The sequence below is a fragment of the Mycobacterium sp. genome, from assembly GCF_049673265.1.
Taxonomy (GTDB): Bacteria; Actinomycetota; Actinomycetes; order Mycobacteriales; family Mycobacteriaceae; genus Mycobacterium.
Genome location: NZ_JBATXN010000064.1, coordinates 1 through 11,435, shown reverse-complemented (window position 1 = coordinate 11,435; position 11,435 = coordinate 1). Strand labels below are relative to the sequence as shown.

The window sequence follows — 11,435 nt, the reverse complement described above, 5'->3', positions numbered from 1 at the left end:
GGGTGGCGGTGGCGGCGCCTGGCTGGTCGAGGGCGGCGCCGGCGGCGGTGTGGTGACGATGATCTCGTCCTGCATCGGCGGCGTCGACGTGGGCGCGGTGCTCGGCGTCGCCAGCTTGTTGGTGTCGGTTCGAGCGAACAGCAGCGATACCGACGCCACCAAGGCGACCGCTGCGACGATAGCGGCGATGCCGACGATCCACGGCCAGCGCGCCGACGTGGATTCTTGCTCGGCTGGCTCGTCGTAGCTCTCGTAGTCGTAGAGGTCCAGGTCGACGGGCACATACGGGCCGCTGCTGAAGTGTTCGGACTCCGGCGCCGAATAGGCCCGCGAATAAATATCGGTCTGCGCCGTGTCGCTGCCCTCTTTGGCGCCGTCGGCCGTCAGCCCTTCGCCGGATTCGCTCTCGCGTTGGCTGGGCGGGGCGTCGGGGTGCAGTTCGTCGGACTCCGGTCCTGGTGGATTCGGCCCGCTCATGTTTGCCTGTCCTGTTCGACTACTTCACCGGGGCGCGCGGCACCAGGGCTGGGTGATTGAGCGCGCGCCCGGATGTTTCTCATTGTGCCTGGCGAAACCCTACCCAACCGGTACCTGCACGGCATTGTCGGCGAATGAGTCACGGATGAACTGATGCCCTGATTGTGACCTTGGACGAAGCCAGGCCATAGGTGACTAGTGCTTTTCGGGCCCAAGGTAGTACTCGAAGACCAGGCCGGCCGCCGAACTCAGGATGAACACCACCCCGGCGACGATCAACCACGGCAGCCATAGCGCGATGCCGACTGCGGCTACCGAGCCCGATAGCGCGATCAGGATCGGCCACCAGCTGTGCGGGCTGAAAAAACCCAGTTCTCCTGCGCCGTCGCTGATCTCGGCGCCCTCGTAGTCCTCCGGGCGGGTATCGAGCCGGCGGGCCACGAAGCGGAAAAACGTCGCCACGATCATCGCCATCCCGCCGGTCAGCGCGAGCGCGGTCGTGCCGGCCCACTCGATTCCACCGGTGGCGAACAAGCTGGTCAGAATGCCGTAGAGCACCGCGCAGAACACGAAAAACGCGGCCACGAATTCGAAGAGCCTGGCTTCGATATGCATGGGCTTCCTACTTACTCGCTTGGGGCGCGTGCTCGCCGCGGCGCGTGTCGAACGGGTGAGTGGTGACCGCGAGCGGCGATTGGTTGATCGCCTGCAAGGCCTGGGCATTGGTCTTACCGGCGATCCGCTGGTCCAGGTAGGCCTTGAAGTCGTTGGCCTGCACCACCCGGACCTCGAAGTTCATCATCGAGTGATACGTGCCGCACATCTCTGCGCAGCGGCCGACAAACGCACCGGTCCTGGTGATTTCGGCGACCTGGAACTTGTTGACCGAGTGGTTGGCCTCCGGGTCGGGCATCACGTCGCGTTTGAACAGGAACTCCGGCACCCAGAACGCGTGGACGACGTCGGCGGACGCCAACTGGAATTCGATTCGCTTACCCGCAGGCAACACCAGCACCGGGATCTCGGTGCTGGTGCCTACCGTCTCGACCCGGTCGAAGTTCAGGTAGGTGCGGTCCTCGGTGTTGAGCCCTCGGATCGGGCCGACGAGTTCCTCACCGCGCGTGTCTTTGCCCTCGGGCTTGGAGACCATCGCCGCTTTACGGGCCGGGTCGGCGCCATCGTAATTTTTGATGGTGCCGTCTTTGAAGTTGACCTTCTGGTAACCGAACTTCCAGTTCCACTGGAACGACGTGACGTCGACGACGACCTCGGGGTCAGACGCTAGATGCAGCATCTTCTCCTGCACCACCACGGTGAAGTAGAACAGCACCGAGATGATCAGAAACGGCGTGACGGTTAGCACCAACTCCAGCGGCATGTTGTAGCCGAACTGGCGGGGCAATTCGGTGTCGGTGACCTTGTGGCGGTGAAACGCAGCGGACCAGAACATCAGGCCCCAGACGATGACGCCGACCACCAGCGAGGCGATCACTGCGCCGATCCACAGCTGCCGGTTGTAGTCGGCCTCCGGGGTGATGCCCCTCGGCCAGCCCATGCCCAAGACCTGCGCCCAACTGCATCCGCTCAGCGTGACCGCAAGCATGCCGAGCAAGCCGGCCAGCACGGCGAGCCGAAGCCGACGCGAGGGTGCAGCACGGCCTGGTTCGCGAGGTGTCACCGTGGCGCCTCCTGAATCACAAGCTGGACCGACAGAAATCGAATACTACGCAGCGTAGACCACGCGCAGTAACCAAGCCGTGGCGGACTCCCCGGGCATGTCCCGGGCCCGTCAGCTGGCCCGCGACCTGCGGCAACCCCGGTTCTAGCGGTGCGGCATACTTGGCGCGATGTGTGGACTGCTGGCCTTCGTGAGCGCTGCGGCCGGTGGTGACTCGCCGGGCACGGCCCTTGGCACGGCCGACGCCGTCGCACGCGCATCGCACCTGATGCGCCACCGGGGACCCGACGAGCCGGGCACCTGGGCCGATCCTGCGGGGACCGTCGTGTTCGGTTTCAACCGGCTCTCCATCATCGACATCGCGCATTCGCATCAACCGCTGCGTTGGGGGCCGCCGGAAAGCCCGGGCCGCTATGAGTTGGTGTTCAACGGCGAGATCTACAACTACCTGGAGCTGCGCGCCGAGCTCGCCGAGCGCCACGACGCCGTCTTCGCCACCGACGGTGACGGTGAGGCCATCGTCGCTGCTTACCACTTTTGGGGCGCTGAAGCCCTGAAGCGGCTGCGCGGCATGTTCGCGTTCGCATTGTGGGACAACGTGGCCGGCGAATTATTCTGCGCCCGCGACCCTTTCGGCATCAAACCGCTGTTCATGGCGACCGGAACCGGTGGCACCGCGGTAGCCAGCGAAAAGAAATGCCTGCTCGATCTGGCCGACGTGGTCGGGTTCGACGCTGGAGCTTCTGGGATCGACCGCCGCGCGGTTCAGCACTACACGGTGTTGCAGTACGTGCCCGAGCCCGAAACCCTGCATCGCGGCGTGCGCCGGCTCGAATCCGGTTGTTACACCCGGATTCGGCCCGGCACGGCCGCCCCGGAGGCCGTCCGCTACTTCGTGCCGCGCTTCGCCGCGACCCCGATCAGCCGGGATACCGAGCAGGCCCGCTACGACGAGATCACCGCGGTGCTGGAGGACTCGGTGGCCAAGCACATGCGGGCCGACGTCACCGTCGGCGCCTTCCTGTCGGGTGGCATCGACTCCACGGCGATCGCGGCGTTGGCCATCCGGCATAACCCGCGGCTGATCACGTTCACCACCGGGTTCGAGCGTGAGGGATTCTCCGAGATCGACGTAGCGGTCGCGTCTGCGGAGGCAATCGGTGCGCGGCACATCGCTAAGGTGGTTGCGCCCGACGAGTTCGTGGCCGCCTTACCCGAAATCGTTTGGTATCTCGACGAGCCGGTGGCCGACCCGGCTCTGGTGCCGCTGTTCTTCGTCGCCCGCGAGGCGCGAAAGCACGTCAAGGTAGTGCTGTCCGGGGAGGGAGCCGACGAGCTTTTCGGTGGTTACACCATTTACCGGGAGCCGTTGTCGCTCAAGCCTTTCGACTATCTGCCCGGGCCGGTGCGACGGTCGATGGGGACGTTGTCCAAGCCGTTGCCGGAGGGCATGCGCGGCAAGAGCCTGCTGCACCGCGGATCGCTGACGCTGCAGCAGCGCTATTACGGCAATGCCCGAAGTTTTTCCGACGCGCAACTGCGCGAGGTGCTGCCCGGGTTCCGGCCGGATTGGACGCACACCGATGTGACCGCACCGCTGTACGCGGAATCGGCGGACTGGGACCCGGTGGCCCGCATGCAGCACATCGACCTATTCACGTGGTTGCGCGGCGACATTCTGGTCAAGGCCGACAAGATGACGATGGCCAATTCGCTGGAGCTTCGGGTGCCGTTCCTGGATCCCGAGGTGTTCGCGGTCGCATCCCGACTACCCGTACAGGCCAAGATCACCCGCACCACAACCAAATACGCGCTGCGACGTGCGTTGGAGCCCGTTGTTCCGTCGCACGTACTCAACCGGCCGAAACTGGGCTTCCCGGTGCCTATCCGGCACTGGCTGCGCGCCGGCCCGCTGCTCGAATGGGCCCATGAAATACTGAACGCTTCAGCAACCGACCATCTGATCGACGTGTCGGCGGTTCGCCGAATGCTCGACGAACACCGTTGTGGCACAACAGATCACAGTCGCAGGCTGTGGACGCTGCTGATCTTCATGCTGTGGCACGCGATCTTCGTCGAGCACAGTGTGCTGCCGCAGATCAGCGAGCCGCAGTACCCGGTGCAGCTGTGAGCCCAAGCGGCGTGTCGTCGCAGCCGGTTAAATGTCGCGAAAAGGACAGAGAGCTAGGCCAGTACAGCGGCGATTTCGCCCGCAGCGTCGTCGCCGTAGGCGTCCGCTAACCGAGTCTTCGCAACCTCGCGGTCCCAGTCCCACTCCTGGGTGCCGGTGGACTCCAGCACCAGGACGGCAACCAGCGAACCCAGCTGTGCCGAACGCTCGAGGCTGAGTCCCCCGCTGCGCCCGGTCAGGAAACCGGCTCGGAACGCATCGCCGACGCCGGTGGGGTCCGTCTGGCTGGTTTCGGGCACCACACCGACGTGAATGGTGGTGCCGTCGCTGTCCACGATGTCGACGCCCTTGGCGCCGAGGGTGGTCACCCGCAGGTCCACCTTCTTCAGCACGTCGGCTTCCGACCAGCCGGTCTTGTTCAGCAACAGCTCCCACTCGTAATCGTTGGTGAACAGGTAGGCGGCGCCGTCGATGAGCTTGCTGATCTCGTCGCCGGACAACCGGGGCAACTGCTGCGACGGGTCGGCGGCGAAAGCCAAGCCGAGCTTGCGGCACTCCTCGGTGTGCACCACCATCGCGTCCGGGTCGTTGGCTCCGATGATGACCAGGTCGGGATTGCCGATCGATGCGACGACGTCGGCGAGCTTGATGTCGCGGGCCTGCGACATCGCACCCGGATAGAACGACGCGATCTGGGCCATGTCGAGATCGGTGGTGCATACGAAACGTGCGGTGTGCGCGGTGTCCGAGATCAGCACGTGGTCGGTGTTGACGCCGTGCGACTGCAGCCACTTGCGGTAATCGTCGAAGTCGTCGCCGGCCGCTCCCACCAACGCGGCGTCGCCTCCGAGCACCCCGATCGCGTAGGCGATGTTGCCGGCTACACCCCCTCGATGAATCACCAAGTCGTCCACCAGGAAGCTCAACGACACCTTCTGCAGATGCTCGGCCAGCAGGTGCTCGGAGAACCGGCCCGGAAACCGCATCAGATGGTCAGTGGCAATAGAACCGGTCACCGCAATCGTCACGAAGAAATCACCCTTCATTTCCTAAGTTCGCCTAGGTAAGGGTACCTGCGGTCGCGGGCGCCGCTGCACCGCGGGCCGACGGCCGCTAGCCTGCCAAGAAGAACCAGTCCGGTACCCCGAGGAGAGCTGCCTATGCCCGGTCCGTATTCGCCGAACCACCATCTCGGCGCCGACGGACCGCCGTTCACCGAGGCCCATCCCAGCCGGCCGCTCCCGGACCAGCCCACCTATGCCGGACCGCCGGTGGGCGAGCCGGTAGAGGCGGCGCCGCCGGGGGCGGCCTATCCGGGTCCGCTGCCACCGCCCGTCCCGTACCCGAAACGCCGCGGTCGACGGCTGGTCCTCGCCGCTGTGGGCGCGGTGGCCCTGATCGCCGCGTTGGTCGCGGCGATCGTGCACGGTGCGCATCACGGACCGGCGACGTCGGGCGCATTCTCCGACACGACGGCCAAAGCGGCGATCCAGGGCTACCTGGACGCGCTCGAGCACCGCGACACCGAAACGATCGCGCGTAACTCGCTATGCGGGATCTACGACGCCGTGCGGGACCGACGATCCGATCAGGCGTTGGCCAAACTGTCCAGCGACGCGTTCCGCAAACAGTTCACCGAAGCGCAGGTGACCTCGATCGACAAGATCGTGTACTGGTCGGACTACCAGGCCCAAGTGCTGTTCAGCATGCGCGTCGCACCCGCTTCCGGCGGCGCCGCCCACGAACAAATCCAGGGAATCGCGCAGCTGCTCAACCAGCGCAACAAAGTGCTCGTATGCTCCTACGTCCAGCGGACGGCTGGCAGCTACTAGCTACGGCGTCAGTTGAAGGAGTCACCACAGGCGCACGAGCCGGTGGCGTTGGGGTTGTCGATGGTAAAGCCCTGCTTCTCGATGGTGTCGACGAAGTCGATGGAGGCGCCCTGCACGTAGGGGGCGCTCATCCGGTCGACGGTCAGCGTCACGCCACCGAAATCCGCGGTCAGGTCACCGTCGAGCGAGCGGTCGTCGAAGAACAAGTTGTATCGCAGACCCGCGCATCCACCGGGCTGGACCGCGATGCGCAGCGCCAGGTCGTCACGCCCCTCCTGCTCTAGCAGTGACTTCGCCTTGGCTGCCGCGGCGTCGGTCAAAATCGCGCCATGCGTCTTGGCGGCTGACTCTTCCTGAACAGTCATTGCTTCTCCCTATGCGTGCCTCAAAGGCCGAATCGTTCTTGGGTATGTGGATGGGGCTCTCCGCCTCGGAAAAGACACGGAAAAACCCACCTCTTCAAAGGTACCTTGTTGTGCCGCTATTCCCGAGTCGCGCCGCCACCAAAGAGGCCAGCCCCATCAGCTGGTTGGCGGCATCGACCACGGCAAGCCGTACCGAACCGGCGTAATCGGCGATCGCGTAGGCGGCCAGAATGCCCGCCGATCGCGACGCCAGCTGGTCGAGATCCACCTGGCCAGCCATCACCACGATCGGCACCTGCTGCGACTGCGCCGCCTCGGCGAGTGCACCGACCACCTTGCCGTGCAGCGACTGGTCGTCGAACCGGCCCTCACCGGTAATCACCAGGTCGGCGGCGGCAATGTCATCGGCCAGGCCAGTGTGCTCGGCGATGATCGATGCACCCGATTCGCACCGGCCGCCCAGCGCGAGCAGCGCCGCTCCGATGCCTCCGGCCGCCCCTGCGCCTGCTTGTGCGCTGACCGGCCGCCCGGCGGCCGCGTCCAGCTCACCCGCCCAGTCAGTGAGCCGCTGTTCGAGCACTGCCACGGTGTCGGGATCCGCGCCCTTCTGTGGCCCGAATATCGACGCGGCCCCCCAGGGTCCCAGCAGCGGGTATTCGACGTCCGACGCGGCGATCAGCTCCACACCGGCGAGCCGCTGGCGGGCCGCGGCAAGCCCGCCCAGCTCGTCGATGAGCCCACGGCCGCCGTCGGTGCTGGCGCTGCCGCCCAAGCCGACCACAATCCGCGCGGCACCAGCCTGCAGGGCCGCGGCGATGAGCTGGCCCACTCCTCTGCTGTGCGCCGACAGCGCCGTTTGCGGTGTCGGCGGGCCGCCCAGCCGGGCTAATCCACAGGCCTGCGCGCATTCCAGGTATGCCGTCGCCCACTCGGAGTCCAGCACCCACTCGGCCAGCACGTCGTCATCCAGCGGCCCGGATACCTCGAGGTGCCTGCGCTCCCCCAGCCGTCTGGCCAGGACGTCGACGAAGCCCGGGCCGCCGTCGGATTGCGGCGCGATGGTGAATTGATCGTCGGGCCGCGACCGGTTCCAGCCCGTCGCGATCGCGGCGGCGGCCTCGACCGCGGTCAAGCTGTCACCGTAACTATCGGGGGCGACCAGCACCCGCAGGCTCGACGGCACCAGTGCGGCGTCCGGAGCGATACCGCTCATCGGAGCCAGCGTAGGGGCCGCTCGGAAAAGGTGCACCTGCGAAGTAACCTGGCGAACGTGAAACTGCTGGGTCGGAAAAGAGACGACGACGCCGCCAGCGACGACGGCGGTGCCCAGACACCGGCGGAGGCGGAAGCTGCCTCCCGTGGTGCGCAAACAACCGCCCCCAAGGGCCGCCCCACTCCCCGCCGCGACGCGGTCGCCCGGCGCAAGGGGCCGATCGCTCCGGCGCCGATGACCGCCGCCGAGGCCCGCGCCCGACGAAAGTCATTGAAGGGGCCCAAGCTCAGCCGTGAGGAACGCCGGGCCAGCAGTGCGGCTCGGCGCGCGCAGATGTCGGAGCGGCGAGACCGCATGATGGCCGGCGACGAGCGCTACCTGCTGACGCGCGATCAGGGCCCGGTTCGCCGGTTCGTCCGCGACGTGGTGGACGCCCGCCGCAACGTGCTCGGGTTGTTCATGCCTTCGGCGCTGGCCTTGCTGTTCGTCATGTTCGCTCGCCCTCAACTGAGCCAGGGTTACATGTCGTATGCGATGACGGCGCTGATGGCGGTCATGGCGCTCGACGGGATCATCCTGGGCCGCAAGGTCGCCAGGCGGGTCGACGAAAAGTTTCCGAACGACACCGAAAGCCGTTGGAAGCTAGGTCTTTACGCCGCCAGTCGGGCTTCCCAGATGCGCCGCATGAGAGCGCCTCGGCCGCAAGTCAAGCACGGCGCCAAAGTCGCTTGATCTGACGTGCGGACCCTGGTGCTCGGCGGGATCAAATCGGGCAAATCCCGCTGGGCGGAGACGGCCATCGCCGGATCGGCGGGACCGACCGAGCCGGTGCGGTACCTGGCGACCGGTTCGGTGACCGACAGCGACCCAGCATGGTTGCGACGGATCGCCGTGCACCGCGAGCGCAGGCCTCAACATTGGTCAACGGTGGAAAGCGACGACATCGCGACACAATTGCGCCGGCAACCAGCGGCGCCCACCCTCGTCGATGATGTCTGCGGCTGGTTGACCGCGGCACTGGATCGCCGCGGATGGGAGGACGGCTCGGTCTCGGCGGACATCGACGAGATGCTCGCGGCGGCGGCCTCGTTCAGTTCGCCGCTGGTCCTGGTCAGCCACGAGGTGGGACTGACCATCGTGGCGGCGACGGTATCCGGCCGCCGGTTCACCGACGAGTTGGGCGCGCTCAATCAGCGGCTGGCCGCCTTGTGCGATCGAGTGGTGCTGATGGTCGCCGGGCAGCCGTTGCAAATCAAGCCGTCGAGGATGGTCTGATGTTTCCGCCGGTAGTGCCGCCCGATACCGCCGCCGCCGCGGCGGCCCGTGCCCGCCAGGACACGCTGACCAAGCCAACGGGCGCGCTGGGACGGCTCGAGGACCTGTCGGTTTGGGTTGCTTCGTGTCAAGGCCTTTGCCCGCCAAAACAATTCGAACGCGCCAGGGTGGTGGTGTTCGCCGGTGATCATGGCGTTGCGCGCTCAGGGGTGTCGGCTTACCCGCCGGAGGTCACCGGTCAGATGGTCGCCAATATCGTTGCTGGTGGCGCTGCGATCAACGCGCTGGCTGACGTCGCCGGAGCAACGGTGCGCGTCGCCGACCTGGCCGTCGACGCCGACCCGCCCTCGCCACAGATCGGTGCACATAAGGTGCGGCGCGCCAGCGGCGACATCACGAAAGAGGATGCGCTGACCCACCAGGAGGCCCTCGACGCGATCGAGGCCGGCCGCCAGATCGCCGATCAAGAGGTCGACGCCGGAGCCGACCTTCTCATCGCGGGAGACATGGGCATCGGAAACACGACTCCTGCAACAGTTCTGACCGCGGCTCTGACGGGCATCGAACCGGTCGCCGCCGTCGGTTACGGCACCGGGATAGATGACGCCGGCTGGGCCCGCAAAACCGCGGCGGTGCGCGATGCGATGTTCCGGGCCGAGCCGGTGTTGTCCGATCCAGTGGCGCTGCTGGCGCGTTGCGGCGGCGCTGATCTGGCGGGGCTGGCCGGCTTCTGTGCGCAGGCCGCCATCCGGCGTACGCCTTTGTTGCTCGATGGCATGGCGGTGACGGCTGCGGCTCTGATCGCCGAGCGCCTGGCTCCGGGCGCGCGGCTGTGGTGGCAGGCTGGTCACCTTTCAACCGAGCCGGCGCACGCGCTGGCCTTGGCCCAGCTGGGACTGGATCCGATCGTCGACCTCAGAATGCGGCTGGGTGAAGGTACCGGCGCGGCGGTGGCGCTGCCGGTATTACGAGCCGCGGTGGCCGCGTTGACATCGATGGCCAGCTTTGCCAGTGCCAACGTCTCCAACCGCGCTTCCCAACCGTGATCAGGTCGCTGGCAACAGCTTTCGCGTTCGAGACCGTCGTCCCGGTGCCCGGCACATCGCAGCGGCCGCTGGGCAGCGGTGCGATGACCGCGCTGCCGGTCGTCGGCGTTGTGCTCGGAGCGCTGGCCGCGGCCGTGACATGGGCAAGCGCGCTGGCGTTCGGCTCGGGCAGCCCACTGACCGGCCTGCTGGCAGTGGCTGCCCTGCTGGCGGCGACCCGCGGCCTGCACATCGACGGCGTGGCAGATACCGCCGACGGGCTGGGCTGCTACGGGCCACCGGAACGCGCGCTGCAGGTGATGCGCGACGGGTCCACCGGGCCGTTCGGGGTGGCCAGCGTGGCGTTGGTGATCATGCTGCAGGGTCTGGCATTTTCGGCGCTGAGCGGTGCGGCGATCGTGGTGACCGTTGCCGCCGGCCGGGTAGCGGCGGTGCTGGCCTGCCACCGTTCGCTGTCGGCGGCAGAGGGCAGCGCGCTGGGCGCCCGAGTCGCCGGAACCCAATCCACGCCGGTGATCGCGGCGTGGGTCATTGTGCTGCTCGCCGCCGCCGTAGCGGCAGGTCGGCAGCCATGGCAGGGACCGGCGGCGGTGCTGGTGGGGCTGTGCTGCGCGACACTGCTGGTCGCGCAATGTGTGCGTCGGTTCGGCGGCATCAGCGGCGACGTTCTAGGCGCCGCAATCGAATTGACGACGACAGTAACCGCGGTAATCGTGGCGGCATTTGCTGCCATGCACAGCTGAAAATCTGTTATCCGCCGCGGCCCGCATTTCAGTGCCATCATCTTTATTGCGGCTCAAGCAGGAGGGAAGGTCGAATGCAACGCACCGTCGCACCTTCCCGCACGTTGCAAATCGCGCTTTTAACGGTTGCTCTGGTGCTCCTCGGTTGGCTGTGCATCCTGGCGGCGCATCCCTCCACGGCCGACAAGTTGCCGATCTGGTTGAGGTGGTTCGGCCGGACTGGATCGGCAACGACGATCGCGATCGTGTCCGCTGTACTGGGCGCGCTGTGCGTGTTGAGCTTTCGTTCGCGCAGTGCCCGCCGGTCGGGCAATGTGCCGGTCGCGGTCGTTGCCGGCCTGGCCGCGACAGGTGCGGTGCTCGGCTTCAGCTCGTATTGGAACTGTCACGACGCGACGCATCCCGTCTTCTTCCAGCCGCTGATCTGGACGGTCTCCTTAGTCAAAGGCGGCGTCAGCGATTTCTAGCTGGGCGGGCACGTCTGCCCGAGCCCCACCCCGGACGGTTTATGGGTTGCGCGGCTCACGGCGCTGGCTGCGATTTTCTTTGGCCTCGCCGGTGTGGTGATCGCGTTGTTTCGATCGCAGGTGGACCGACTGCGGGCCAACCTCGCCACGTCGGTCACCGCCGTCGTTGGAATCGACGACGAAACCCGATCCATGGTCAGCGCGATCG

Annotated in this window: 12 protein-coding genes and 1 pseudogene; 7 read left to right on the top strand and 6 right to left on the bottom strand. The window is 66.6% G+C overall.

The features are described 5' to 3' along the window. The 3 genes and pseudogenes from WBF82_RS02265 to WBF82_RS02255 all read right to left on the bottom strand — a co-directional run. A pseudogene (locus WBF82_RS02265) lies at positions 1-477 on the bottom strand (MmpS family transport accessory protein); the annotation flags it as partial. A gap of 195 nt (positions 478-672) precedes the next feature. Then, positions 673-1,092, bottom strand: coding sequence for a cytochrome c oxidase subunit 4 (locus WBF82_RS02260; RefSeq protein ID WP_424381473.1), 420 nt, complete (start codon positions 1,090-1,092; stop codon positions 673-675). A gap of 7 nt (positions 1,093-1,099) precedes the next feature. Next, positions 1,100-2,155, bottom strand: a complete 1,056-nt coding sequence (locus tag WBF82_RS02255; RefSeq protein ID WP_424381472.1) for a cytochrome c oxidase subunit II — start codon at positions 2,153-2,155, stop codon at positions 1,100-1,102. Positions 2,156-2,324: 169 nt separating this feature from the next. Here WBF82_RS02255 and asnB point away from each other — a divergent pair, with 169 nt between their 5' ends. Continuing rightward, a complete protein-coding gene (gene asnB / locus WBF82_RS02250; protein WP_424381471.1) occupies positions 2,325-4,286 on the top strand; it encodes an asparagine synthase (glutamine-hydrolyzing) in 1,962 nt (653 codons plus the stop codon). Between the two features lie 53 nt (positions 4,287-4,339). Here the strand turns inward: asnB and WBF82_RS02245 are convergent, their stop codons facing one another. Then, entirely contained in the window at positions 4,340-5,314 is a 975-nt protein-coding gene (locus WBF82_RS02245) for a carbohydrate kinase family protein (RefSeq protein WP_424381475.1), read from the bottom strand. 132 nt (positions 5,315-5,446) lie between these two features. On the opposite strand from WBF82_RS02245, the gene WBF82_RS02240 reads away from it, so the two are divergent. Then, positions 5,447-6,118, top strand: a complete 672-nt coding sequence (locus WBF82_RS02240; RefSeq protein WP_424381470.1) for a hypothetical protein — start codon at positions 5,447-5,449, stop codon at positions 6,116-6,118. 8 nt (positions 6,119-6,126) lie between these two features. On the opposite strand, the gene WBF82_RS02235 is transcribed toward WBF82_RS02240, so the two are convergent. Together WBF82_RS02235 and WBF82_RS02230 are read right to left on the bottom strand one after the other, a co-directional pair. Continuing rightward, a complete protein-coding gene (locus tag WBF82_RS02235; protein WP_424080051.1) occupies positions 6,127-6,483 on the bottom strand; it encodes an iron-sulfur cluster assembly accessory protein in 357 nt (118 codons plus the stop codon). A gap of 94 nt (positions 6,484-6,577) precedes the next feature. Continuing rightward, positions 6,578-7,654: a glycerate kinase gene (locus tag WBF82_RS02230; RefSeq protein WP_424381474.1), complete on the bottom strand. Its 1,077-nt coding sequence runs from the start codon at positions 7,652-7,654 to the stop codon at positions 6,578-6,580. A 99-nt stretch (positions 7,655-7,753) separates the two neighbouring features. Between WBF82_RS02230 and WBF82_RS02225 the strand changes: the two genes are divergently transcribed. The 5 genes from WBF82_RS02225 (at position 7,754) to WBF82_RS02205 (ending at position 11,227) form a co-directional block, all read left to right on the top strand. After that, positions 7,754-8,428: a DUF3043 domain-containing protein gene (locus tag WBF82_RS02225; RefSeq protein WP_424381469.1), complete on the top strand. Its 675-nt coding sequence runs from the start codon at positions 7,754-7,756 to the stop codon at positions 8,426-8,428. 6 nt (positions 8,429-8,434) lie between these two features. Continuing rightward, positions 8,435-8,971, top strand: coding sequence for a bifunctional adenosylcobinamide kinase/adenosylcobinamide-phosphate guanylyltransferase (locus WBF82_RS02220; RefSeq protein WP_424381468.1), 537 nt, complete (start codon positions 8,435-8,437; stop codon positions 8,969-8,971). After that, entirely contained in the window at positions 8,971-10,017 is a 1,047-nt protein-coding gene (gene cobT, locus WBF82_RS02215; RefSeq protein WP_424381467.1) for a nicotinate-nucleotide--dimethylbenzimidazole phosphoribosyltransferase, read from the top strand. Before WBF82_RS02220 ends, cobT begins: the two co-directional genes overlap by 1 nt. Beyond that, positions 10,014-10,760 carry an adenosylcobinamide-GDP ribazoletransferase gene (locus WBF82_RS02210; RefSeq protein WP_424381466.1) on the top strand — a complete coding sequence of 249 codons (747 nt, stop codon included), beginning with the start codon at positions 10,014-10,016 and terminating at the stop codon, positions 10,758-10,760. The genes cobT and WBF82_RS02210 overlap by 4 nt, the downstream gene beginning before the upstream one ends. A 74-nt stretch (positions 10,761-10,834) precedes the next feature. Beyond that, positions 10,835-11,227, top strand: a complete 393-nt coding sequence (locus WBF82_RS02205; RefSeq protein WP_424381465.1) for a hypothetical protein — start codon at positions 10,835-10,837, stop codon at positions 11,225-11,227. Positions 11,228-11,435 lie beyond the last annotated feature (208 nt).

What these genes read in the sequence shown, in the direction of transcription:
- asnB (WP_424381471.1), top strand. Translation starts at nt 2,325, where the DNA reads ATGTGTGGACTGCTGGCCTTCGTGAGCGCTGCGGCCGGTGGTGACTCG.
- WBF82_RS02205 (WP_424381465.1), top strand. Translation starts at nt 10,835, where the DNA reads ATGCAACGCACCGTCGCACCTTCCCGCACGTTGCAAATCGCGCTTTTA.
- WBF82_RS02260 (WP_424381473.1), bottom strand. Translation starts at nt 1,092, where the DNA reads ATGCATATCGAAGCCAGGCTCTTCGAATTCGTGGCCGCGTTTTTCGTG.
- WBF82_RS02235 (WP_424080051.1), bottom strand. Translation starts at nt 6,483, where the DNA reads ATGACTGTTCAGGAAGAGTCAGCCGCCAAGACGCATGGCGCGATTTTG.
- WBF82_RS02240 (WP_424381470.1), top strand. Translation starts at nt 5,447, where the DNA reads ATGCCCGGTCCGTATTCGCCGAACCACCATCTCGGCGCCGACGGACCG.
- cobT (WP_424381467.1), top strand. Translation starts at nt 8,971, where the DNA reads ATGTTTCCGCCGGTAGTGCCGCCCGATACCGCCGCCGCCGCGGCGGCC.